This window comes from Vibrio sp. Vb1980 (assembly GCF_033338615.1).
GTDB classification, from domain to species: Bacteria; Pseudomonadota; Gammaproteobacteria; order Enterobacterales; family Vibrionaceae; genus Vibrio; species Vibrio alginolyticus.
Genome location: NZ_JAWOSZ010000022.1, coordinates 1 through 25,536 on the forward strand (window position 1 = coordinate 1; position 25,536 = coordinate 25,536).

At 45.6% G+C, this 25,536-nt stretch carries 19 protein-coding genes and 1 pseudogene; 12 read left to right on the forward strand and 8 right to left on the reverse strand.

Annotated features, from left to right (window positions below; genetic code table 11):
• The 4 genes and pseudogenes from R7F64_RS21785 to R7F64_RS21800 form a co-directional block, all read left to right on the forward strand.
• Positions 1 to 71, forward strand: a pseudogene (locus R7F64_RS21785) (elongation factor Tu); the annotation flags it as partial.
• 331 nt (positions 72 to 402) lie between these two features.
• On the forward strand, positions 403 to 591 hold the full coding sequence (locus R7F64_RS21790) for a (2Fe-2S)-binding protein (protein ID WP_005381360.1): 189 nt from the start codon (positions 403 to 405) through the stop codon (positions 589 to 591).
• Between the two features lie 93 nt (positions 592 to 684).
• Positions 685 to 1,161 carry a bacterioferritin gene (gene bfr, locus R7F64_RS21795; RefSeq protein WP_005381359.1) on the forward strand — a complete coding sequence of 159 codons (477 nt, stop codon included), beginning with the start codon at positions 685 to 687 and terminating at the stop codon, positions 1,159 to 1,161.
• Between the two features lie 206 nt (positions 1,162 to 1,367).
• Entirely contained in the window at positions 1,368 to 2,645 is a 1,278-nt protein-coding gene (locus tag R7F64_RS21800) for a malic enzyme-like NAD(P)-binding protein (protein WP_005381358.1), read from the forward strand.
• A 112-nt stretch (positions 2,646 to 2,757) separates the two neighbouring features.
• Here R7F64_RS21800 and metJ read toward each other — a convergent pair whose 3' ends face one another.
• Positions 2,758 to 3,078 (reverse strand): met regulon transcriptional regulator MetJ, encoded by a 321-nt coding sequence (metJ, locus tag R7F64_RS21805; RefSeq protein WP_005381353.1) that lies wholly within the window; start codon positions 3,076 to 3,078, stop codon positions 2,758 to 2,760.
• A 225-nt stretch (positions 3,079 to 3,303) separates the two neighbouring features.
• Between metJ and R7F64_RS21810 the strand changes: the two genes are divergently transcribed.
• The 3 genes from R7F64_RS21810 (at position 3,304) to metF (ending at position 8,053) form a co-directional block, all read left to right on the forward strand.
• A complete protein-coding gene (locus R7F64_RS21810) occupies positions 3,304 to 4,464 on the forward strand; it encodes an O-succinylhomoserine (thiol)-lyase (RefSeq protein ID WP_005381350.1) in 1,161 nt (386 codons plus the stop codon).
• A gap of 15 nt (positions 4,465 to 4,479) precedes the next feature.
• Positions 4,480 to 6,888 carry a bifunctional aspartate kinase/homoserine dehydrogenase II gene (locus tag R7F64_RS21815; RefSeq protein ID WP_053304153.1) on the forward strand — a complete coding sequence of 803 codons (2,409 nt, stop codon included), beginning with the start codon at positions 4,480 to 4,482 and terminating at the stop codon, positions 6,886 to 6,888.
• 262 nt (positions 6,889 to 7,150) lie between these two features.
• Positions 7,151 to 8,053, forward strand: a complete 903-nt coding sequence (gene metF, locus R7F64_RS21820) for a methylenetetrahydrofolate reductase (protein ID WP_005381345.1) — start codon at positions 7,151 to 7,153, stop codon at positions 8,051 to 8,053.
• 70 nt (positions 8,054 to 8,123) lie between these two features.
• Here metF and R7F64_RS21825 read toward each other — a convergent pair whose 3' ends face one another.
• The 3 genes from R7F64_RS21825 to argE all read right to left on the reverse strand — a co-directional run bounded on the left by R7F64_RS21825 (position 8,124) and on the right by argE (position 13,131).
• Positions 8,124 to 8,663 carry a PadR family transcriptional regulator gene (locus tag R7F64_RS21825; protein ID WP_005382791.1) on the reverse strand — a complete coding sequence of 180 codons (540 nt, stop codon included), beginning with the start codon at positions 8,661 to 8,663 and terminating at the stop codon, positions 8,124 to 8,126.
• 425 nt (positions 8,664 to 9,088) lie between these two features.
• Entirely contained in the window at positions 9,089 to 11,722 is a 2,634-nt protein-coding gene (gene ppc, locus R7F64_RS21830; protein ID WP_086047071.1) for a phosphoenolpyruvate carboxylase, read from the reverse strand.
• Between the two features lie 272 nt (positions 11,723 to 11,994).
• On the reverse strand, positions 11,995 to 13,131 hold the full coding sequence (gene argE, locus R7F64_RS21835) for an acetylornithine deacetylase (RefSeq protein WP_213900083.1): 1,137 nt from the start codon (positions 13,129 to 13,131) through the stop codon (positions 11,995 to 11,997).
• A gap of 144 nt (positions 13,132 to 13,275) precedes the next feature.
• Between argE and argC the strand changes: the two genes are divergently transcribed.
• The 4 genes from argC (at position 13,276) to argH (ending at position 18,509) form a co-directional block, all read left to right on the forward strand.
• Entirely contained in the window at positions 13,276 to 14,280 is a 1,005-nt protein-coding gene (gene argC / locus R7F64_RS21840; protein ID WP_005382790.1) for an N-acetyl-gamma-glutamyl-phosphate reductase, read from the forward strand.
• A 21-nt stretch (positions 14,281 to 14,301) separates the two neighbouring features.
• Positions 14,302 to 15,093, forward strand: a complete 792-nt coding sequence (gene argB / locus R7F64_RS21845) for an acetylglutamate kinase (protein ID WP_005381333.1) — start codon at positions 14,302 to 14,304, stop codon at positions 15,091 to 15,093.
• Positions 15,094 to 15,177: 84 nt separating this feature from the next.
• Entirely contained in the window at positions 15,178 to 16,392 is a 1,215-nt protein-coding gene (locus R7F64_RS21850; RefSeq protein ID WP_017821738.1) for an argininosuccinate synthase, read from the forward strand.
• A 242-nt stretch (positions 16,393 to 16,634) separates the two neighbouring features.
• Positions 16,635 to 18,509, forward strand: coding sequence for an argininosuccinate lyase (gene argH, locus R7F64_RS21855; RefSeq protein WP_005381331.1), 1,875 nt, complete (start codon positions 16,635 to 16,637; stop codon positions 18,507 to 18,509).
• Between the two features lie 194 nt (positions 18,510 to 18,703).
• Here argH and R7F64_RS21860 read toward each other — a convergent pair whose 3' ends face one another.
• The 3 genes from R7F64_RS21860 to R7F64_RS21870 form a co-directional block, all read right to left on the reverse strand.
• Positions 18,704 to 18,985 carry a DUF3624 domain-containing protein gene (locus tag R7F64_RS21860; protein WP_005381330.1) on the reverse strand — a complete coding sequence of 94 codons (282 nt, stop codon included), beginning with the start codon at positions 18,983 to 18,985 and terminating at the stop codon, positions 18,704 to 18,706.
• A 372-nt stretch (positions 18,986 to 19,357) separates the two neighbouring features.
• The gene (locus R7F64_RS21865) at positions 19,358 to 20,830 is read right to left on the reverse strand and encodes a dihydrolipoyl dehydrogenase (RefSeq protein WP_053304156.1); all 1,473 of its coding nucleotides are present in this window, start codon (positions 20,828 to 20,830) and stop codon (positions 19,358 to 19,360) included.
• 190 nt (positions 20,831 to 21,020) lie between these two features.
• Entirely contained in the window at positions 21,021 to 21,749 is a 729-nt protein-coding gene (locus R7F64_RS21870; RefSeq protein ID WP_318072076.1) for a redoxin family protein, read from the reverse strand.
• Positions 21,750 to 21,918: 169 nt separating this feature from the next.
• On the opposite strand from R7F64_RS21870, the gene oxyR reads away from it, so the two are divergent.
• Complete coding sequence (gene oxyR, locus R7F64_RS21875; RefSeq protein WP_318072077.1) at positions 21,919 to 22,830, forward strand: DNA-binding transcriptional regulator OxyR; 912 nt, start codon at positions 21,919 to 21,921, stop codon at positions 22,828 to 22,830.
• A gap of 52 nt (positions 22,831 to 22,882) precedes the next feature.
• Here oxyR and R7F64_RS21880 read toward each other — a convergent pair whose 3' ends face one another.
• A complete protein-coding gene (locus R7F64_RS21880; protein ID WP_025768081.1) occupies positions 22,883 to 25,444 on the reverse strand; it encodes a penicillin-binding protein 1A in 2,562 nt (853 codons plus the stop codon).
• Positions 25,445 to 25,536 lie beyond the last annotated feature (92 nt).

The window sequence follows — 25,536 nt, forward strand, 5'->3', positions numbered from 1 at the left end:
GTCTACGTTTCGCGATCCGTGAAGGTGGCCGTACAGTAGGTGCTGGTGTTGTTGCTAAGATCTTCGACTAATTCATAACGAATTAAACGAAATCTTGCACTGTTCTTCTTTTTGAAGAAAGCGCATCGAAAAGGGAAGCTTAGGCTTCCCTTTTTCATTTCTAGATTACATTTAGTTATAAGTGTTGAAATAAAAGACGTCACTTTTTCGATTTAAAAACAGAGTTTTACCGACTTTGTTTCTTAACGCTTTTACTCACCCCTCTTAACCCTTTGATCTTTTCCTGCAGCGGTAAAATCGTTATAACCAAATATTCTGAGCGGACACCATAATGCGACTGGTAACAAGAACTATTCTTGTTTATATTGTTTGTCACAGATTAGTTTTATAGGTTTTTTGAGTATGTACGTTTGTCTTTGCCATGGTGTCTCCGACAAAAAAATTAGGAAGTTGGCGATAGATGAAGGCGTAACAGATATTAAAGGAATCAAAAAGTGCACGGCATTGGGCAGCCAATGTGGTAAGTGCATCAGACAGGCCAAGGAAATTTTAGCGGAAACTAGTTACACGGAATTTAAACAAGCCAGCTAATTGCTGTAAGTATGCAGTAATTATTTGCCTTACATTTTGACACCTTCTCATTTGCTTCTACATTTAAATGAAGCCAAAGAGGAGGGTTTTGTCATGAAAGGCGATCCAATCATCATTCAACATCTCAATAAAGTGCTCGGTAACGAGCTCGTCGCTATTAATCAGTATTTTCTTCATGCCCGAATGTATAAAGACTGGGGCTTAAAGCACCTAGCAGACAAGGAATATCACGAATCTATCGATGAGATGAAGCATGCCGATCATCTAATTGAGCGTATTTTGTTCCTTGAAGGCTTACCGAACCTACAAGATTTAGGTAAGTTGATGATTGGTGAAGATACCAAGGAAATGCTCGAGTGTGACTTAAAGCTTGAAATGGCGGCTATTCCAGATTTAAAAGATGCGATTGCCTACGCTGAAGACATTCGAGATTATGTGTCTCGAGATCTCTTCCAAGATATTCTTGAAGATGAAGAAGAACATGTTGATTGGCTAGAGACGCAACTTGGCTTGATTGAAATGTCTGGTATTGAGAATTATCTCCAAGCGCAATACGTGGACGAAGAGTAACGATACTTTCTGAGTTTGCATACTCCAATAATAGTAAGAAGAAAGAGCACCTGACTCGAAAATCGGGTGCTTAACCCCGTTATCTGGTCTAATCTCTTTTATTATCGGCTTTTTAAGGATATTGCTCGCAATCTTGCCTATGAAGTTTGATTTCTATCCGATAGAATTTATGCCCCCTTACCTAAAAATAAAAAAGAGAAACGTCCATGTCTGAAGACAACCACCAAGCAGCCACTCCAGAAGAAGAACATCGCCAAAAAGCATTGGATTACCATGCTTATCCAACTCCAGGAAAGATTGCTGTCGAACTGACAAAGCCTGCGGAAACGGCGGGTGATCTTGCCCTTGCATACAGCCCTGGTGTTGCAGAGCCAGTGCGTGAAATCGCACAAAACCCGGATAACGTGTACAAGTACACTGCAAAAGGGAACATGGTTGCTGTTATTTCTAACGGTACCGCTATTCTAGGTCTAGGTAACCTAGGTCCACTTGCATCTAAGCCTGTGATGGAAGGTAAAGCGTTACTGTTTAAGCGTTTTGCTGGTCTTGACTCTATTGATATTGAAGTTAAGCACCGCACGATCGATGAATTTGTGGATACTGTTGCGAGCATTGCAGACACTTTTGGCGGTATCAACCTTGAAGATATTAAAGCACCAGACTGTTTTGAGATTGAAAAACGTTTGATTGAGCGTTGTGATGTACCAGTATTCCACGATGATCAACATGGTACTGCTATTGTAACGGCAGCGGGTATGCTGAATGCAATCGAACTTCAAGGTAAGAAACTTGAAGATTCAACAATTGTTTGTCTTGGCGCTGGCGCTGCCGCTGTAGCGTGTATGGAGCTTCTGATCAAATGCGGTGCAATGCGCGAAAAAATCTACATGCTAGATCGCAAAGGTGTGATTCACACTCGTCGTGATGACCTTAATGAATATAAGCAGTTATTTGCGAACAATACAGATAAGCGCACACTAGAAGACGTAATTGAAGGTGCAGATCTGTTCCTAGGTGTATCTGGTCCAAACCTGTTGCCAGCGGAAGCGTTGAAGTTGATGGCTGATAAGCCAATCGTGTTCGCATGTTCTAACCCGGATCCTGAAATCAAGCCGGAACTTGCTCACGCAGTTCGTGATGACTTGATCATGGGTACTGGCCGTAGTGATTATCCTAACCAAGTTAACAACGTATTGTGTTTCCCATTCATTTTCCGTGGTGCTCTTGATGTGCGTGCAAGTGAAATCAATGATGAAATGAAACTTGCAGCCGTTGAGGCGATTCGCGAGCTAGCAAAAGAGCCTGTACCTGAAGCCGTATTGAAGGCTGCAGGTGTTGATAAGCTAGAGTTTGGTGCGGACTATATTATTCCAAAACCAATGGATTCACGTTTGCTACCGCGTGTTGCAAAAGCGGTTGCTCAGGCGGCGGTTAATTCAGGTGTAGCTCGTATCGAGATGCCTGAAAACTACATGGCAGAGTAATATATCTTTCAGGTGTGATACACAAAAATGGGACGCTATTGCGTCCCATTTTTTATGTCATTCATTTGGCTCGAGGCAAGAGTCATTACCTGAAACCTCTTATCAGGCTTTTTTATTCTTCGTCGAATGACTCAAATTCGATGCCCATTTCCGTCATCAGCGCTTTTACTTCTGTTGGAATATCATCAGGACGGTCTTTACGAAGGTCTTCATCTGTCGGAAGTGGCTGACCTGTGTACGCGTGCAAAAATGCCTCGCATAGCAATTCGCTATTGGTTGCATGGCGTAAGTTATTGATCTGACGGCGAGTACGCTCATCAGTTAGCACCTTTAAAACTTTTAGCGGGATAGAGACGGTAATTTTTTTTACTTGTTCGCTTTTTTTGCCGTGCTCTGCATATGGGCTAATGTATTCGCCATTCCAGTCAGCCATTGCACACCTTCATTTATGTAATCGGTTAAAAATAATTTAGGTGCTGATTTTAGCTGCATTTACCGCCATAAGCAAAGACATATAGACGTCTAGAAGTGTTGACGTCTCATTTTTTGACGAGTAAAGTGAACATAACAGCAAAGGAAGCGTGTTGATCACTTTATGTTACTCATTAGATATAGCGCATTCCTATTTAGAAGTCATTACCCGTGAAAGGATACACCCATGAGCACTCGCAAACCTGCGACCATTGCAGTACGCACTGGTATTGAATCAGACAGCCAATATCATGCTGTCGTTCCACCTATTTATCTTTCCACTAACTATGGTTTTCCTGCTTTTGGTGAAGTGCCCAAGTATGATTACACACGATCTGGTAATCCAAACCGCGGACTGTTGGAAAGTGCGCTATCTGAACTTGAGTCTGGAAAAGGAGCGGTTGTTACTAACTGCGGTACGTCGGCATTAAATTTATGGGTTTCCGCTTTTCTCGGCCCAGATGATCTCATTATTGCTCCTCACGATTGTTATGGTGGTACCTATCGTCTTTTTAATACCCGAGCTAACAAAGGCGATTTTAAGGTTCAGTTTGTCGATCAATCAGACGAACAGGCTTTAGATGCTGCATTGGCACAAAAACCAAAACTCATTTTGCTAGAAACTCCGTCAAACCCTCTGGTTCGCGTAGTGGATATTGCAGCTACTTGTGAAAAAGCGAAACAAGTCGGCGCGTTAGTTGCGGTGGACAATACCTTTTTGACACCCGTGTACCAAAAACCTTTAGAGCTAGGTGCGGATTTTGTTATCCACTCCACAACAAAGTACATCAACGGTCATTCGGACGTAATTGGTGGGGTAATCATCACCAACACAGAAGCGCATGCAGAAGAGCTTGCATGGTGGGGCAATTGTATTGGTGCAACGGGCACACCTTTCGATAGTTATATGACGCTGCGAGGTATTCGTACGCTTGGTGCTCGTATGAAAGTACATGAAGAGAGCTCACAGCAGGTACTGGCTTACCTACAGAAACAAGCGTTAGTTAAAACTATCTATCATCCAAGCCTGCCGGAACATCCAGGTCATGACATCGCTAAAAAGCAGCAAACGGGCTTTGGCTCTATGTTGAGTTTTGAGTTTGCTGGTTCGTTTGAACAGTTAAAGGTGTTTGTGAAAGAGCTCCAACTGTTTTCATTAGCAGAGTCATTAGGTGGTGTAGAAAGTTTGATTTGCCACCCAGCATCCATGACGCACCGTGCAATGGGTGAGGAGGCGCTGGCGGAGGCTGGGGTCTCTCATCAACTATTGCGTTTGTCTGTCGGTTTGGAAGATGCACAAGACCTCATCACAGATTTAGAACAAGCGTTCGCTAAAGCTACCCAGTAATAGGAGACGATAACAATGACTGTACAACGTCAGCTGCATAAGTTTGGTGGCAGTAGCTTAGCAAACCCAGAATGCTACTTACGCGTTGTGGGTATTCTCAAGGAGTATTCGACAGAAAATGATCTGGTGGTCGTCTCTGCTGCAGGAAAAACCACTAACCGCTTGATTGAGTTTTTGGAAGGGTTAAATAAAGATGGCCGAATTGCGCATGAAGCGCTTCAAAGCTTAAGACAGTTTCAAACTGAGCTAATAGAAAGCTTGTTGGAGAGTGAAGCAAAAGAAGAGCTGTTAGCTTTATTACATGATGAGTTCAGTACTCTCTCGGAGCTGACTGCACCACTCACTAATGCGCAAAAATCTGCGGTACTGGGACACGGAGAAGTATGGTCTGCTCGCCTATTGGCCGCGTTATTATCTCAACGTTCTATCCCTGCGGTTGCACAAGATGCACGAGCGTTTTTACGTGCAGAAGCGGGAACTCAACCAGAGGTTGATCGCGCTCGTTCATACCCTTTAATTAAAGAGATCCTCGCGCAGCATAACCATAAACGTGTGGTAATTACTGGATTTATGGCTCAGAACGAGGCAGGAGAAACCATTCTACTTGGTCGTAACGGCTCTGACTATTCTGCAACGGTCATAGGCGCGCTTGCTGAAGTCAGTACTGTCACGATTTGGAGTGATGTTGCTGGTGTCTATAGTGCCGATCCACGTTTGGTGTCTGACGCTTGTTTATTACCGTTACTTCGATTGGATGAAGCCAGTGAACTTGCTCGCTTAGCTGCCCCAGTGCTACACAGTCGTACGCTTCAGCCTGTGGCGCAAAGTACCATGGACCTGAATCTCAAGTGTAGCTATCTGCCAGAGTCGGGTTCTACTCGTATTGAGCGTGTATTGGCATCTGGTCGTGGCGCTAAAATTATTACTTCACTGGATGATGTTTTATTGGTGCAATTGTCTTTCATGCATGGGCACGACTTCGAAAAAACACAGAGTGATGTATTACAAGCGTTGCAGCGCGCGCAATTAGAGCCACTGGCATTTGAAGCTCAATCCGATCAGCACACGCTACGCTTGGCTTACACCGCAGAAATCGCCGGTGGTGCATTGAAACACTTGCAAGAGCTTGCGGTAGAGGCAGAAATTAAGCTAAAAGAAGGTTACTCGCTCTTAGCTGCGGTAGGTGCAGGCGTTACGAAAAACGCCAATCATTGCTTTGGCTTTTATCAGAAGCTAAAGCACTCTCCGGTAGAATTTATCTCTGAAACAGACTCAGGGCTGAGCCTAGTCGCTGTTTTGCGCCGTACTGATACCGAGACGTTGGTTCAAACGATTCATAGCCAGTTGTTCCAAGCGCAAAAACGCGTGGCAGTGGCTTTATGTGGCAAGGGTAATATTGGTTCTAGTTGGTTAAATTTATTTGCGACGCAAAAAAGTGAGCTCGAAAAACGTCATGGTATGAGCTTTGATCTTGTCGCGGTTGTGGATAGCCAAACCTATTGGTTCGATGAGCAAGGTATTGAGGCGGCGAGTGTTGCTGAACGATTTGATGATGAAAGCATAGCCAACAATGGGGATTGGCTGGCACGTTTGGGAGCGCTTAAAAGCTATGATGAAGCCGTCGTGCTTGATGTTACCGCGAGTAAAGAGTTAGCTCAGCGCTACGTAGAAATCGCACAGCAAGGCATTCATTTGATTTCCGCTAACAAAGTGGCCGGTTCCGCAGATAGTCAGTACTACCATCAGGTTCAAGATGCATTCGCTAAAATTGGTCGTCATTGGCTATACAACGCAACGGTTGGTGCTGGGTTACCGATAAACCATACCGTGCGAGATCTTCGTGAAAGTGGGGATGAAATCGTCGCTCTATCGGGTATTTTCTCGGGGACGCTATCATGGCTGTTCCAACAGTTTGATGGTTCTGTGCCATTTAATGATTTAGTCGATCTTGCTTGGCAGCAAGGTTTAACCGAACCTGATCCTCGTTCTGATTTAGATGGCTCCGATGTAATGCGCAAGTTAGTCATCTTGGCTCGAGAGTCGGGCCTAGATATAGAACCAGACAGCGTTAAAGTTGAGTCTTTGGTGCCAGAAGAATTAAGAGAACTGAGCTTAGATGATTTCTTCGATAATGGAGCGTTGTTGAGTGAAATACTTCAAGAGCGTCTGACAAAAGCACAGAGAAACGATCAAGTGCTTCGCTATGTGGCGCGTTTAGAAAAAAATGGTAAAGCAACGGTGGGAGTCGAAGCGTTATCTCGTGAGCACGCGCTCGCCAACTTATTGCCATGCGATAACATTTTTGCCATAGAGAGCAAGTGGTACAAAGATAACCCTCTGGTCATTCGAGGACCAGGCGCAGGCAGAGAAGTGACAGCCGGCGCTATTCAATCCGACCTCAACCGATTGGCTGGTTTATTTTAAAGTTGCGATTGACCTAAAAACCCTGGAATTAATCCAGGGTTTTTTATTCCCCTATCAGTGCCATACTGAAGTCATAACCCGTGCAAAATGGCGAGATGATGCTCAAGTAGAAACTTGAACTATCTTCATTATTAACTTGAGAAAAATTCATAATTACAAGGTTGACATTAAATCGTATTCAATACATTCTGTAGACATATAGACGTCTAAACGTCGATTTTAAGGATTTGTTTTCGTGGCGGAGTGCCGCAGGGAGAGTAAGATGGGATATACGCACGCAGGCCATATCGACGCCTTGAACCAGAATATTGCTGAGTTATCAGATAACATCAATGTATCGTTTGAGTTTTTTCCGCCAAGCAGCGCTAAGATGGAAGAAACACTTTGGAATTCAGTGCACCGTCTTAAAACGCTTCAACCTAAATTTGTTTCTGTGACTTACGGTGCGAACTCCGGCGAGCGTGACAGAACACACTCCATCATTAAAGAAATTAAAGCCACAACCGGATTGGTTGCCGCTCCCCATCTCACTTGTATTGATGCGACTCGTGAAGAGTTGATTAATATTGCCGATGATTATTGGAACAATGGTATTGAAAATATCGTCGCTCTGCGTGGTGATATTCCTCCAGGTGGCGGTGCGCCTGATATGTATGCCTCGGATTTGGTTGAGCTGCTGAAATCACGCCACGATTTCGATATCTCCGTTGCTGCATTCCCTGAGGTTCACCCTGAAGCTAAAAGCGCTCAGTCTGACTTATTGAACCTAAAACGTAAGGTAGATGCAGGTGCAAACCGTGCTATTACTCAGTTCTTTTTTGACGTTGAGTCTTACCTGCGATTCCGTGACCGTTGTGTCGCAGCAGGAATTGACGTAGAAATTGTGCCAGGAATTTTGCCTGTATCGAACTTTAAGCAAGCGTCTCGCTTTGCGGCACAGAACAATGTGAAAGTACCAGGATGGATGAGCAAACAATTCGATGGCTTGGATGATGATCCGGTGACTCGCCAGCTTGTAGGAGCTAGCCAAGCTATTGATATGGTGCGTGTACTGAGTCGTGAAGGGGTTAAGGACTTTCACTTCTACACACTAAACCGTGCAGAGATGACTTACGCGTTATGTCATACGTTGGGTGTTCGTCCTCGCGCAGTAGTCGGTGCGTAAATCTGGTTTCAAAAGGATAAAAGGCTTGCCAAGTGGCAAGCCTTTTTCGTTTTATCAAAGCAAAAGGAGTTTAACCAATCACTTCAAGTTCAGTTAGAACTTCTTCTGCCCAAGTGATCCAAGTTTCACGTAACAGAAGGTTACGGCGAAGCGTTAGACGTTCTAGGCGAGCTTGTTTATCTAAAGTTGACGGCGTTGCGTAGTAAGCCGCTTCAATTTCTTTGTAGTGAGAAACCAGTTTGCGAGACTCTTCAACTAGCTCGGCGAGTTGGTCACGGAATGGAGCCGCAGGTTGAACGGCACATGCCATCAATTTCGCTGAAAACTCATCACGAACTGTTGGGTGTGCAGTTGGTTGATCAAACCACTCTCCTAAAGCGCTGCGACCAGCGTCTGTAATGGAGTAAACCTTGCGGTCTGGTTTGCCTTCTTGGGGTTCTAATACGCAAGTAACCAGTTCTTTCTCAGCCATTTTGTTGAGTTCACGGTACACCTGTTGGTGGCTTGCTTTCCAGAAGTAACCGATGCTAGCAGAGAATTCTTTAGTGATATCGTAACCGGTTGCGTCGCGAGTGCTAAGAACAGTTAAGATTACGTGTGGTAATGACATGTCTTCAATCCAAATGGTCAATAAACTTGTAAACAAGCTACTTATACTTTCAGCTGCGCTCTTACTGGCACTTGAGTTTTTTAATGTATAAGTAGCACCAACAATGTTGGTCCTGTCACCTTAAAGCCGTTTATCACCTAGAGAGATGGGGAGTCCCATCAAGGCTGGAGCAGGTATGATTGGATTTATGAGCTCTCAGCAGACAAGTAGTATATAAATAATAAGCATGAAGTGGAATAGTAGGACAAAATTACCCTAAAAAACTAACATAATAATCAATAGTGTTAACTTGTGGTTTTTTATTCTTTTGTTTTGGTATTTTTTGGGTCTCTAGTGGTTTATTTGACTGCTTTTGTTTTGGTGCGATTATCCTGTGATAAAAAAAAGCTGAGCATTTGCCCAGCTTTTTATTAAAAATGAAACGATTAGCCTGTGTTACGCATACCTGCAGCAATACCAGCAATCGTCACCATCAACGCTTCTTCCAAGTTTGCAGAAGCTTCTTCGGTTTGACGCGTGCGGTATAGCAGCTCTGCCTGTAGCATATTCAATGGCTCAACGTAGATATTGCGTAAGCGAATCGACTCGAGTCCCCAAGGGTCATGCTGCATCAAGTTTTCATTGTTCTCTACATTCAGTACCGCTTTGATGTCTTCTTGAAGCTGAGCACGAAGTTTTTCACCGAGTGGACGGAGCGACTCATCCACCAATCGCTCATCGTAGTAGCGAGAGATATCAATATTACACTTCGAGTACACCATCTCTAGCATGCCGAGACGAGTAGAGAAAAACGGCCATTCGCGGCACATCTCTTCGAGCAATGCTTGGTGGCCTTTATCGATCGAGTATTGAATCGCTTCACCTGCGCCTAGCCATGCAGGAAGTACCAAACGGTTTTGACTCCATGAGAAGATCCACGGGATTGCACGTAAGCTTTCTACTCCGCCCTTAGGGTTGCGTTTTGCAGGACGAGAACCAAGTGGCAACTTACCGAGTTCGAGTTCTGGTGTTGCTTGGCGGAAGTAAGGCACGAAATCTGGCTCGCCACGAACCACATTTCGGTAAGACTCACAGCTTACTTCTGATAGCACTTCCATCAAGTCGCGCCATTCTTGTTTTGGCTCCGGTGGCGGTAACAAGTTGGCTTCCAGAATCGCACTTGCGTATAGGTTAAAGCTGTTTACTGCGACATCTGGGAGACCCAGTTTAAAGCGGATCATCTCGCCTTGCTCTGTTACACGTAAACCGCCTTTCAAGCTTTTTGGTGGTTGCGACAAAAGCGCAGCATGCGCAGGTGCGCCACCGCGACCGACTGTGCCCCCACGACCATGGAATAGAGTTAGCTCAACGCCTTCTTCTTCAGCCACTTTAACTAACGATTCCATCGCATGATACTGAGCCCAACCTGCAGACATAACACCTGCATCTTTCGCTGAGTCAGAGTAACCAATCATGACCATCTGGTGGTTTTGGATAAAACCACGGTAAAGGTCAATCCCCATAAGCTGCTTGATGACCGATTCCGCGTTGTTCAAATCGTCTAGCGTTTCGAACAGAGGACACACATCCATGCGGTAAGGGCAACCCGCTTCTTGTAGCAGTAGATGAACGGCTAGTACGTCAGAGGCGGTACGTGCCATTGAAATAACGTAAGCGCCAAACGCTTCACGCGGTTGTGCTGCAACAATCTTGCAGGTATCCAAAACCTCTTTGACGGGTTCAGACGGTTCCCAATCACGAGGGAGAAGCGGACGTTTAGATGCCAGCTCGTTAGTTAGAAAAGCAATCTTATCTTGCTCATTCCATTGTTCGTAATCACCAATACCTAAGTAGCGAGTTAGTTCAGACAAGACGTCTGAGTGACGCGTGCTCTCTTGGCGGATATCAAGACGTACAAGATGGATACCAAATGCTTTTACGCGGCGTAGTGTATCCAGTAGTGAGCCGTTGGCTATTACACCCATGCCACATTCGTTTAGTGACTGGTAGCAGGCATACAGTGGTTCCCAAAGTTGCTCGACTTTTTGCAGTGGGGCTTTAACGGCCAGTTTTTGACCGTGGATCTTAGCATCGAGAATATCTTTGGTTTCATTGAGCAGAGTGCGTAATTGCTTCAGGATCGCACGGTATGGTTCGTGCTGATCTTCGCCAGCAAGTTCACGGACTTGATCGTTTGAAACTGTCATAGACAGCTCGCTGATCAACTCGTTGATGTCATTGAGATAAAGATCGGCGGCTTTCCAACGAGACAATAGTAAGACTTCACGCGTAACGTTGTGAGTAACAAACGGGTTACCGTCACGGTCACCGCCCATCCAAGAGGAGAAGTGCACTGGGCGAGCATCAATGGGTAAACCTTCTCCAAGGTAAGATTTTAGACGGTCATTCATCTCACGTAGGAAGTCCGGTACTGCTTCCCATAGAGAGTTTTCAACGACCGCAAAGCCCCACTTTGCTTCATCCAACGGAGTAGGGCGTTGTTGTCGAATCACGTCTGAATGCCAGCCTTGGGCAATCAGTTGCTCTAGGCGGCGTTCGGTTTTTCTGCGCTCTTTAGAAGAAAGATCGCTTAGCTCCAACTTTGATAAGCACTCGTTTATCTTGACCAGTTTGTTGATCATCGTACGGCGCGTAATTTCTGTTGGGTGAGCCGTCAATACCAATTCAATATTTAGATCACGAACCGCTTGGGCAGTGTCCAGTTTGCTCACATCGTTTTGTACCAGTTTAGAAAATAGCGAGTTAATCGCGTCTGGTTCACAAATGTGCTCTTCACAATGGCGTGAAATCGTGTGGTATTGCTCAGCGATATTGGTGAGGTTTAGAAATTGGTTAAACGCGCGAGTAACGGGCGTTAGCTGCTCATCAGGTAGATGTTTGATTTCTTCGATCAAGCTGTCCCTGTCTGCTTGATTCCCTGCTTGAGCTGATTTGGATAATTTACGAATGGTTTCCACTTTCTCGAAGATTTCTTCGCCATGGGCATCGCGAATGGTGTTACCCAATAAGTGGCCTAACATGCGCACATTACTTTTGAGTGCGGCGTATTTCTCGTTCATTGTCGTCCTGCCTCGTAAAAAAACTACATCCATTGTCCTTGTTAAGACTCCAATCTAGCGAAAAGCACCAGTTATAGTCAAATAAAGCAGACTAAGTTTGCAATTATTCCGCTGTCTCCTGATTTAGAGCAAATTTACGGCAGCCATAGAGCAAGAAGTGAAAATTAATTACAAAATAACAAGTTAAATAAGTGTTAAGACTAGCTCTAAATTGTGAAGATAAAAAGATGCAGCTCAATCGAGCTGCACAGACTTTTGAGCTTAAACGCGTATTAACAGCAGTACTTGACCATTGCCTTTGAAAGCACATCAATTGTGGGGTCGATAAAGTCGAAGGATAGAAACTCATCCGGTTGATGGGCTTGGTCGATTGACCCAGGGCCGAGCACCAAGGTTGGACACAACTGTTGTAGAAATGGTGCTTCAGTACAGTAGTTCACGGTTTCTGAACTGGTTTGGCAGATCTCTTCAACACCACCGATAAATGGGTGGTCATGTTGGCATTCGTAACCCGGAATAGGCTCATGCAATGGAATAATCTCCAGTCTCCCAGGCCATTTCGCTTCGACTTCTTTTAATGCTCCGCGCAACATGTTCTCTAAACCATCAAGGCTAATGCCAGGAAGAGGACGCACGTCGTAATGCAGCTCACAGCAACCACAAATACGGTTAGCGCTGTCACCACCGTGAATGTGTCCAAGGTTTAGGGTAGGGCTTGGAATGGCAAAACCCGGATGGTGATATTCTTTAATCAATTTGTCACGCAGTTGCATCATGGCGAACATGACTTCATGCATGATCTCAATAGCGTTAACGCCAAGCGCTGGGTCCGATGAGTGACCGGACTTGCCTGTTACGCGAATGGCATTTGCCACATGCCCTTTATGACCTCGAATTGGTACAAGGCTGGTGGGTTCACCAATGATGCAGTAATCCGGCTTAAATGGGGCGTTTGCTGTGAAATGTCGCGCGCCCAACATGGTGGTCTCTTCGTCACAAGTGGCTAATACGTAAAGTGGTTTGCTCTGCTTGCTCCAATCGACTTTCTTCACTGCTTCATAAATAAAGGCGAAAAAGCCTTTCATGTCTGCTGTGCCTAAACCGTAGAAGCGGTTGTCTTTTTCCGTCAGTTTATGCGGCTCAAAATTCCATCGCCCTTGATCGAATGGCACGGTATCGCTATGGCCAGCAAGTAAAAGGCCACCTTCACCCTCACCCATACGTGCGATCATATTGTGCTTGCCTGGCTCGACTTCGATCACTTCAACGCTAAAACCCAGATCTTTAAACCAAGATGCGAGTTTTTCGATGACTTTTGCATTGCCCTGATCCCAGCTCGGATCCGTGGAGCTGATAGAAGAGGTGCTGATGAGTCCTTCATAGACCTCTAGAAAAGTTGGTAATTGCATGGATTCTTCAAATCTCCTGTTGACAGACAGACCACAAAAATGTAAAACACATATTAAATCATATTTAATGAATAAAAAATCAAAATAAAGCAAAAATTAAATATGAATAGTCATTTGAGCCTTTAAGTATATGGATGTTACACAATGCTAAAAACCACGATTATTGGAGCCAGCGGTTACACCGGCGCAGAGTTAGCGTTAATGGTTAATAAACACCCACAACTCACGCTATCAGGTTTATACGTTTCCGCCAACAGTGTTGATGCGGGAAAGAGCATCGCGCAGCTGCACGGTAAGCTAGCGGGCATCATTGATATGCCAGTTTTACCACTAACGGATCCACTGCAAATCGCTCAAGAATCGGACGTGGTGTTTTTGGCAACGGCTCACGAAGTCAGCCATGATTTAGCCCCAACTTTCTTGGAGGCAGGCTGTCAGGTATTCGATTTATCGGGTGCATTCCGTGTGAAAAGTGAAGGCTTTTACGACACTTTTTATGGCTTCGAACATCAACATAACAACTGGCTAGATAAAGCAGCATACGGCTTAGCAGAGTGGAACCAAGAATCAATAAAAACCACTCCTTTGATTGCAGTAGCAGGTTGCTACCCAACCGCTTCACAGCTTGCAATCAAACCTTTATTAGAACATGCGTTGCTTGATACCAACCAATGGCCAGTGATCAACGCAACCAGTGGTGTATCAGGTGCAGGGCGTAAAGCCTCCATGGTTAACAGCTTCTGTGAAGTGAGCTTGCAACCTTATGGTGTATTTAACCATCGTCACCAGCCAGAGATTGCTCAGCACTTGGGTTGCGATGTGATTTTTACTCCGCACCTCGGCAACTTTAAACGCGGCATTCTTGCCACTATCACCATGAAGCTTGCGCAAGGTGTGACAGAAGCACAAGTGGCACAGGCGTTTGAACAAGCTTATCAAGGCAAGCCTGCGGTGCGTCTTAAAGGCGACGGTATTCCACGTATTCAGGATGTCGAAAATACCCCTTTCTGTGATATCGGCTGGAAGGTACAAGGCGAACACATCATTGTGATTTCAGCTATCGACAACCTACTTAAAGGTGCATCGAGTCAAGCGATGCAATGTCTCAATATTCATTACGGTTACCCAGAACTGACAGCGTTGCTGTAGTCGTTGAAAGAGGGAAATGCGATGACGCAAACCAATCAAGCTCCTTTAGTCATTAAGCTAGGTGGTGCAGCTCTATCATGCACTCAAACCTTAAGCCAACTTTTTGGTGCCATTGCGGCTTACCAAAAATCGGCACAGCGACAAATCGCCATCGTTCATGGCGGTGGCTACCTAGTTGATGAGTTGATGGCAAAGCTTCAGCTTGAAACCGTTAAGAAAAACGGTTTACGCGTAACGCCTTACGATCAAATTCCTGTGATTGCAGGCGCGCTTGCAGGCACTGCGAATAAGTTACTTCAAGGTCAAGCGATTGCGGACGGTCTTAACGCTGTGGGCCTTAGCCTTGCGGATGGTGGTTTGTGTCTTGTTGAAGAACTTGACCCAGAACTCGGCGCGGTAGGCAAAGCATCACCGGGTGACTCAGCACTATTACAAGCGGTGCTAAACACAGGTGCACTGCCGATCATCAGTTCAATTGGTTTAACCAAAGATGGCCAGATGATGAATGTGAATGCTGATCAAGCAGCAGTCGCGGTTGCGGGCGCATTAGATGCGGAGTTAGTCCTGTTATCAGACGTGAGTGGTGTATTAGATGGAAAAGGCCATTTGATCAAAACCCTGTCAGAGCAGCAAGCTAACTCGTTGATCGATGGACATGTGATCACCGATGGCATGATCGTCAAAGTTAAAGCCGCTTTGGAGGCCGCCAATGATCTTGGCCGTCCAATTGAAGTCGCGACCTGGCGTTACCCAGAAAAATTAGCACAGTTATTCGCTGGTGAAAGTATTGGTACTCAATTCTTGCCTCAATAAGCATCAGCAAAAGAATTCAATATTAGGAAGTCGTAGTTGGCACTGACCGCCGAGCGCAGCGCCAGTTAAGTTTGGAGAAAAAACATGAGCAAAGTGAACGTAAATAAAGTGGTAGTCGCATACTCAGGCGGTCTAGATACTTCAGTAATTATCCCGTGGCTAAAAGAGAACTACGACTGTGAAGTAGTGGCTTTCGTTGCCGATGTTGGTCAAGGTGCCGAAGAGCTAGAAGGCATTGAAGCGAAAGCAAAAGCCTCCGGTGCTTCTGAATGCTACATCGCTGACCTGAAAGAAGAAATGGTCGCAGACTACATTTACCCAACGCTAAAAACCGGCGCGTACTACGAAGGTAAGTACCTGCTAGGTACATCAATGGCGCGTCCAATCATTGCTAAAGCGCAGGTTGAAGTGGCACGTAAAGTGGGCGCGGATGCACTGTGTCATGGCTGTACAGGTAAAGGTAACGACCAAGTGCGTTTCGAAGGTGCATTCGCAGCACTAGCACCGGACTTACAAGTGATTGCACCTTGGCGTGAGTGGGACCTAGTGAGCCGTGAAGAGTGTTTGGATTACCTCGCTGAGCGTAATATTCCTTGCTCTGCGTCTCTTACTAAGATCTATTCACGTGATGCAAACGCATGGCACATTTCGACGGAAGGCGGCGTTTTAGAAGATACGTGGAACGCACCAAACGAAGACTGCTGGGTGTGGACTGTCGACCCAGAGCAAGCGCCAAATGAAGCGGAATACGTCACGCTGAAAGTAGAAAAAGGTGAAGTGGTCGAAGTTGATGGTGAAGCGATGACACCATACAACGCACTGGTTTACCTAAACGAGAAGGGCGCTAAGCACGGTGTTGGCCGTATCGATATTGTGGAAAACCGTCTTGTTGGGATGAAGTCTCGTGGTTGTTATGAAACACCGGGAGGCACCATCATGATGGAAGCGCTGCGTGCTGTAGAGCAGCTTGTGCTAGACAAATCATCATTCGAATTCCGTGAGGAGCTAGGTCTAAAAGCGTCTCACCTTGTATACGATGGCCGTTGGTTTACGCCACTATGTAAATCGATCCTTGCCGCTTCAGAAGAGCTAGCGCAAGACGTTAACGGTGAAGTGGTTGTTAAGCTCTACAAAGGTCAAGCGACAGTGACGCAAAAACGTTCTGACAACAGCTTGTATTCAGAAGAGTTCGCGACTTTTGGTGAAGATGAAGTTTACGACCAAAGCCATGCAGGTGGGTTCATCCGTCTTTACTCGCTATCAAGCCGTATTCGTGCATTGAACAGCCAGAAGAAATAATCCATTAACATCCATCTTGGATTGAATAAAGACCCGCCATTTATAGGCGGGTCTTTTGGTTTCTAAAAGCGAGTATCTAAAGTTTGTTTGAATATATATGTAAAAATATTGAATTTATACTTTATTTTTTATCGAAATTGCCGTAACGTTGACCCATAAGAAAAAGTGAGCAAATGACCATCAAATTGGTTACTACTCATTCGAGAACGTTAGAGTAAGCAATAGTCATCAGGAGAGACGCAATGGCATTATGGGGCGGAAGATTTACCCAAGCGGCAGACACCAGATTTAAAGAGTTCAATGATTCGTTGCGTTTTGACTACCGATTGGCTGAGCAAGACATCGTAGGTTCAATCGCATGGTCTAAAGCTCTGCTTTCTGTTGATGTGCTATCGGCAGAAGAACAGCAAAAACTGGAACTTGCTTTAAATGAGCTGAAGTTAGAAGTGATGGAAGACCCTCACCAAATTCTTCGCTCTGATGCAGAAGATATCCACTCTTGGGTTGAACAGCAGCTAATCAGTAAAGTGGGAGATTTAGGTAAAAAACTCCACACTGGGCGTTCTCGGAATGACCAAGTCGCCACAGACTTGAAACTTTGGTGTCGTCAGCAAGGTCAGCAATTATTGATTGCTTTAGATCGCCTACAAGCACAAATGGTCCATGTTGCTAAACAGCACCAAGGCACCGTATTGCCAGGCTATACTCATCTTCAGCGTGCTCAACCTGTAACCTTTGCTCACTGGTGCTTGGCTTATGTTGAAATGTTCGAGCGTGACTACTCTCGTCTGAATGATGCCTTACAGCGTCTCGACACTTGTCCACTTGGCTCGGGTGCTTTAGCGGGAACGGCTTATCCGATTGATCGCGAACAATTAGCACATAATCTCGGTTTCCACCGTGCTACGCGTAATTCACTCGATTCGGTTTCAGATCGTGATCATGTGATGGAACTGATGTCGGTGGCGTCGATTTCTATGCTGCACCTTTCTCGTCTTGCAGAAGATATGATCTTCTACAATTCAGGCGAGTCAAACTTCATTGAGTTAGCGGATACGGTGACATCTGGTTCGTCATTAATGCCACAGAAGAAAAACCCAGATGCACTTGAGTTGATCCGTGGTAAGACAGGGCGTGTCTATGGCGCATTATCGAGCATGATGATGACAGTTAAAGCCTTGCCATTGGCGTACAACAAAGACATGCAGGAAGATAAAGAAGGGTTGTTTGACGCTTTAGATACATGGAACGACTGCATGGAAATGGCAGCTCTGTGTTTTGACGGTATTAAAGTGAATGGCGAGCGCACACTAGAAGCGGCGAAACAAGGTTACGCAAACTCGACGGAGTTAGCTGATTACCTAGTGGCGAAAGGCATCCCATTCCGTGAAGCTCACCACATCGTCGGTGTCGCGGTCGTTGGTGCTATTGCTAAAGGTTGTGCGCTAGAAGAGCTGTCTATCGAAGAGTTAAAAGCCTTCTCAGAAGTCATTGAAGCGGATGTGTATGACATTCTGACTATCGACTCGTGTTTGGAAAAGCGTTGTGCTTTGGGTGGTGTTTCGCCTCACCAGGTCGCTTACGCGGTAGAACAAGCGGATAAGCGCCTGAGCCAGCGTGACAGCTCGGCGGTGAAAGTGCGTCCTGCACGTTTGACGGACATTGAAACGTTGGAAGGTATGGTTGCTTACTGGGCGAACCTTGGTGAGAATCTTCCGCGCTCTCGTAATGAGCTCGTGAGAGATATTGGCTCTTTCGCGGTGGCTGAGCATCATGGTGAAGTGACGGGTTGCGCTTCTCTATATGTGTATGACTCAGGGTTGGCTGAAATACGCTCTCTTGGTATCGAAGCGGGCTGGCAAGGCCAAGGGCAGGGCAGTGCGATTGTGAACTATTTGGTTGAGAAAGCGCGCCAGATGGCGATCAAGAAAGTCTTTGTTCTAACGCGAACGCCTGAGTTCTTTATGAAGCAAAGCTTTTTACCGACATCGAAGTCATTACTGCCGGAGAAAGTTCTGAAAGATTGCGATCAGTGCCCACGTCAACATGCATGTGATGAGGTAGCGCTTGAGATCAATTTAATGGAGCAAGTGATCCAAAAAACGCATGTGGCATGAACTGAAGTTGTGGAGTGATTTTATTAGCATTCAATGACATAGTCATTTTCCTGTTTACTTACATCAGTATTCGCTAAAAAAATCGAAAAAATTTGGAACCTTTGAGAGGAAGCCCGGTCTATTAAAGTACCACTGCTTTTTCTTAGAAGAATCTAAGAGAGCCCCAGAACTGACATTGGTTTTGGGGCTTTTTTCTATCTGTCACTTTTCTCTTTTTTATTGGCCTTTTTTTGTCCCTTTCGACGTTGCCAAGGCAAGATGACAAAACGCATCCATAAGTGTAGAAACAACAAAACGTTGAAAGCGAAGCCGGCAAAGATCAAAGCGATCGACTCGATGCTTTGTGGATCATCTTTGAGCGTAAACCACCACACAATCCAACACAGTACAGAAAGTACCGTCAATTGATCCAAGCATCGTTGGCAACGTCCAAGTTCTTTCCAAAACCAATGTTCCTCGCAGCGGCGACAAGTCATAGTGTTTTCCAAACCATTAGTGTTGCTTCAGATTATATATCTAACTAAATGGTGGAAAGCGTTTCTTACACGGGCTTAGAGCGCCATGACACAACCAAAAATGGAAAGTTAGCTTTGTAAAAGCTTTGTGGCACGTAATTGATGTATGGTGTGCTGTCAGTCTTTAACAGGAAATATAATGATGTCGACAGAGTTGAAACTTGCGCTGAGTATCGCTGGTGGGTTCTTTATGATCGGTGTTGTCGCGATTTATATGGTCAGCCGCTATGCAATGATGGCAGCGTAAGAGAGATTTTATTGCGCCGAAGTAGCAAAGCAAAGCCTCGTTGATGACGAGGCTTTGCTTTATATTTAGATAGAAGCCTGAAAGCGTTAGCAGCCAGGGCCGCAGTCAAGACAATGTTTCACCATTTCTGGCCCTAAGTGTAGTTTTGCATTCAAATCACGTAGAGCGGTGCGGACGCCTTCTTCAATCACTGGGTGATAGAAGGGCATATCTAACATCTCAGAAATCGTCATCCTATTTTGGTGCGCCCATGCTAAAAGGTGAGCAAGATGCTCTGCATTCGGGCCCATCATTTCTGCACCTAAAAAACGTCCAGTGCCTTGCTCTCCGTAGACATGCAGAATGCCTTTATTACGAAGCATGACGCGCGAACGTCCTTGATTTTCAAACGAGACTTCACCGGTTGCGAAACATCCACATGTGCCTAGACGTGTTTCTAGTTGTTTATATGTTTCTCCAACCATAGCAATTTGAGGGTCGGAGAACACGGCTGAAATTGGTGAGCGACGCAGACCCGCACGAATATCTGGGAAACGGCCTGCGTTGTCTCCAGCAATACGGCCTTGGTCAGCGGCTTCGTGCAGCAGTGGAATTTGGTTACTTGCATCACCTGCGATGAAGATGCTCTCTACCGAAGTTTGCAATGTGTAGTGATCCGCCGTTGGTACGCCACGTTCATCGAGAGCCACATTGGTGTTCTCGATCGCCAGCTTATCGACGTTTGGACGACGACCCGTTGCGGCCAATACGTAATCGACAACGAAAGTTTCTAATTCACCATCATGGTTGATGAATTGGATTTCGACCTTGTCTTCGCCGTCATTGTCTGACGAAGCAATGCGTTTCATACTTTCGACTTTTACATCTGCATCAAGGTAGAACTCTTCCTTAAAGGCTTTATCTGCATACGCCATCACCTCTGGGTCTGTCAGTGGGCCCACTTGTCCTCCAAGGCCAAAGAGCTTCACGTTTACTCCTAGGCGGTGTAAAGCCTGACCCAATTCAAGGCCGATGACTCCTGGGCCAAATACTGCCACTGACTCTGGTAAGTCATCCCAGTCAAATACATCATCGTTAATCACTAGGCGATCACCCAGTTCATTCCAAGCTGCCGGATATGCTGGACGAGATCCTGTCGCAATAACAATGCGCTGTGCGGTGACCTGAGTATGATCATCTATGATGAGAGTGTGGTCATCGGCAAACTTCGCGTAGCCCGATAGTTTGTCTTCAGCGGGAATATCATCGACACTTTCAAGCACAAAGCCAACAAAACGATCGCGTTCGCGCTTTACACGATCCATAACTTCTCGTCCGTTAATTCGTACTTCACCTTGCGGGTGTATCCCAAATCCAGGTGCTTTTTCGATTTGATGAACACTTTCTGCTGCCGCAATTAACAGCTTAGACGGCATGCATCCGACACGAGCACAGGTTGTTCCGTAGGGACCGCCCTCAATCATTACCACGCTGTTGGTATGAGCTTTTGCTGCTCGATAAGCACCAAGACCAGCCGTCCCGCCACCAATAATCGCTACGTCGACATTAACTTGTTTCATCGTGAACTCTCGCTTTTGTTCTAAGCCAAGCTAGCTACATTGAGCTTGGAGAGTGAATTGGATAGTTGAATCTGGATAAGTAGTCACCTTATTGGCAGATAACTACTTATCTAGACTAGTAGAAGAAGTGGTTTAGGGTTGGCCTCCGAGCCAAAGGCACCGGAGACCGAGGGTGTAGGCTATGGACAGCTTAGCCTAGATACGCTTCTAGCTCTTCGCTACCGCCGATGTGCTTGCCACCGATAAAGACTTGTGGAACAGTCGTGCGACCAGATATAGCTCGTAGACTAACTGTTGTTGCGTCTTTACCCAGAATCACTTCTTCATATTGAAGACCGTGGTCAATCAGATTTTGTTTCGCTTTCATACAGAAAGGGCAGCCTGGTTTAGTGAACACCGTGATGGATTCTTGCGTTTTGTAGTCAGGCGCTATGTAGTTTAGCATCGTATCTGCGTCTGACACCTTGAATGGGTCGCCTGGTTCGTTTGGCTCAATGAACATTTTTTCCACTACACCATCTTTTACTATCATGCTGTAACGCCATGAACGTTTGCCAAAGCCGATGTCGTTTTTATCCACTAACATACCCATGCCATCGGTGAATTCACCATTACCATCCGGGATGAAGGTAATGTTTTCTGCTTCTTGGTCTTGTTTCCATGCATTCATCACGAACGTATCATTGACCGAGACACAAATAATCTCATCCACTCCGTGCTCTTTAAATACAGGGAACAATTCGTTGTAACGAGGTAGATGGCTTGATGAACAGGTTGGAGTAAATGCACCCGGTAAGCTAAATACGATGACGGTCTTACCTTTAAATAGCTCATCGGTCGTTACATTCATCCAAGAGTCACCTTGACGAACTGGAAAAGTAACTTGAGGGACTTGTTGACCTTCTTTAGATACAAACATAATGATTTCCTTTAACTATTTTAAATTATGCGTATAGAGCTTAGCGTTTTTCGTCGCTCTGTTTCGTTTTGTTGAGCCCATTATTGTAAAAATCCTTTGATAGCTCTAATCGTTTGGTGTTATGGTTTTGATAGGCATTAGCTATTGTTAAAGAAGCGAAGCGTGAATTATGAATATTCGAGATTTTGAGTACTTAGTTGCACTTGCGGCACATAAGCACTTTCGCAAAGCGGCAGAGGCATGTTTTGTTAGCCAGCCAACATTGAGTGGGCAAATTCGTAAACTAGAGGATGAACTCGGGACCACGCTTTTAGAGCGAAGCAGCCGACGTGTTTTGTTTACCGATTCAGGGTTACAGCTGGTGGAGCAGGCTAAACGCATCTTAAGTGAAGTGAAAACCTTCAGAGATATGGCAAGCGGTCAAAGCGGAGCCATGACTGGACCGATGCATATTGGTTTCATCCCGACGGTTGGGCCTTATCTATTACCCAAAATTCTGCCGCAGATAAAAGAAGCATTTCCTGAGCTGGAGCTATTTCTGCACGAAGCTCAGACACATCAATTAGTGCGTCAATTGGAAGAAGGCAAACTAGATTGCTTAGTTTTAGCTTCGGTTGATGAAACTGCGCCATTTAAAGAGATCGAAGTGTATCAAGAGCCATTAAGTGTCGCAGTGCCATGTGACCACGAGTGGGCCTCTCTCGACCATGTTGATATGTTGGAGCTGAATGGTAAAACCGTTTTAGCGTTGGGAGACGGCCACTGTCTGCGAGATCAAGCGTTAGGTTTTTGTTTTGCCGCTGGTGCAAAAGACGATGAGCGTTTTAAAGCCACCAGCTTGGAGACGTTACGCAACATGGTTGCTGCCGGTGCGGGGATTACGTTATTGCCTCAGCTTTCTATCCCTAATGAGAAGCAAAAAGATGGCGTATGCTACGTACCAGCTGTTAACCCAACCCCCTCGCGTAATATCGTTCTCGTATACCGTCCGGGCTCACCATTACGAGCTAGGTTTGAAGCTTTGGCGGCGAAGATTAAAGAAGTATTGGCTTCTTATCCTTCATTGAACGCCGCGGCGTAAAAGCCGACATAAAAAAGGGAGAGCTTGATGCTCTCCCTTGTGCTTTTGTGATTTAGAACAGTTCTTCTGCGCCAGAGCCTGAAGAGTAAATACTATCTTCTAAACGGTCGCCAGCGTATTCGGTAGGCTCCGTGCCTTTTTCAAAGTATTCGAACATTGATGTGCTATCTACCTTGTGCGTTAGCATACCGCTGTTGCGATCAATACGAACTCGAATAATATCCTCTGGAATATTTTTACCTTGCTCCGGCGTCCCTTCTAGCGCAACACGCATGAAGTCAATCCAAGCAGGCTCTGCGGTTTTCGCACCCGACTCGGCACCAGAAATTTGGCCTTGCCCTAGGTTGCTGTTAACAGTGGTGCGGCCAAGTGCACGTGAGTGATCATCAAAGCCAACCCAAGCTATCGCAACGACACCAGGTCCATAGCCATTGTACCAAGCATCCTTGGAATCATTCGTTGTACCCGTTTTACCCCCGATATCACGACGACCAAGTTTTTGCGCGCGCCAGCCTGTACCATTCCAACCTGTGCCTTCACGCCAGTTACCGCCACCCCAAATGTTGCTGTACATCATCTCACGCATTAAGAATGCATTCTGTTCGGAGATAACTTGCGGTGCATATTGAGGTTCATCATTTTCAAGGGCATTGTCTGTTGCTAGGCCATCAATCGCGACGTCTTGTTCGCCAAATTCATCAGCGTAGCGATTTTCTGGCTGCTCGCTCATTTGCGGACAATCCTTATGACAAACACTCTTTGGATTGGCTTTAAACAGTACTTCACCGAATGCATCTTCCACGCGTTCTACATAGAATGGTTCAACGTAATAACCACCGTTTGCAAACACAGAGTAACCTTGTGCCACTTTCATTGGTGTTAAGCTGCCAGCTCCGAGTGCGATGGTCTCAGAGCGTGGTACTTGGTTAATATCAAAACCGAAACGAGTAAGGTACTGACGTGTCTCCTCGAGGCCAACTTCACGGAGTGTACGCACTGCCATGACGTTTTTTGATTGAGCTAAGCCGAGGCGAAGACGCGTTGGGCCACCATAAGTTGGTGGTGAGTTTTTTGGTCGCCAAGCTGAACCAGAACCTGCATCCCACTTGTTAATTGGCGCATCGTTAATCAAAGTCGCTAGAGTCAGCCCTTTGTCAATTGCTGCCGAGTAGATGAAAGGCTTGATACTTGAACCAACCTGACGCACTGACATGGTTGCACGGTTAAACTTGCTGTGAACAAAGTTGAAACCACCAACCAGCGACAATATCGCGCCATTTTCTGGGTTCATCGCAACAAACGCGGTGTTTGCTGTCGGCACTTGGCTCAGTTTCCAGCTCAGTGTTGTGTTGTCATCTTCATCGGTTTCACTTACTTCGCGAACCCAAACTTGTTGACCTGTCGCTAGCACATCATGCGCTGACTTTGGTGTTGAGCCTTGGCGGTTATCAGTAATGTACTTACGCGCCCAGTGCATTCCAGTCCAAGGGATGGTTTGCTCTTCATGGTTCTTAACCCATACTTGCGCCGTCTTATCATCGACTTTCGTCACAACCGCAGGGTAAAGGTCACCATAAGTTGGCTGTTTCTTCAGGTGCTTTTCTATTTGCTCATTGCCCCAGGCCGCTTCCCCTTCTTTCCAAAGCACACTTTCTGCACCACGGTAGCCGTGACGTTCATCGTATGACAAGAGGTTATTTACCGCAGACGTATTCGCAGCATCTTGCAGTTTAGAATCCACAGTCATGTAGATATTCAAGCCAGAGGTGTAAGCTTCTTCTTCACCGTACTCTTTTACTGCCCATGCACGAGCCAACTCTGCTACGTAAGGTGCGGAAAGCTCAATCTCAGCGCTATGATAACGCGCCACGATAGGTTCATTGCGTGCTTCGTCATACTGCTCTTGTGTAATGTATTTCTCATCAAGCATTCGCATTAATACAACGTTACGGCGTTTTGTTGCGCGCTCAAGAGAGTAAATTGGGTTCATGGTTGATGGCGCTTTTGGCATACCAGCGAGTGTTGCAATCTCACTTAACGTCAATTCATCAAGGCTCTTACCAAAATACACTTGAGCGGCAGCACCAAAGCCATATGAGCGGTAACCAAGGAAGATTTTATTGACATAAAGCTCCATGATTTCTTGCTTACTTAAAAGCTGCTCAATATGGATAGCAATAAAAATCTCTTTAATCTTACGCATGATCTTCTTCTCATTAGATAAGAAGAAGTTACGAGCTAGCTGTTGCGTAATCGTACTTGCACCCTGTTTAGCCGAGCCTGAAACCGCAACAACAACAGCTGCACGAGTGATGCCGATAGGGTCGATACCAGGATGCTCGTAGAAACGGCTATCTTCGGTTGCGATGAGCGCGTGAATTAAGTCTTGAGGAATTTCGTCATAAGTAACAGGAATACGACGCTTTTCACCGAACTGTGCGATCAGCTTCCCGTCTTGACTAAACACCTTCATAGGTGTTTGTAATTCAACGTCTTTTAGAGTTGCAACATCTGGCAATTCAGGCTTCACATACTGATAGAAGCCAAATATTGTGGTGACTCCAAGAATTATGCAAATCAATGTTAAAAATAATAAACGCTTTATGAACTTCACCGGAGAATCCCTGATTGGTTGAGGCTGTGTAACGGCAAACCCTTGTACTCTTAGGTCAAAAATTTAGCACATAAGAGATATTAACTCTTATT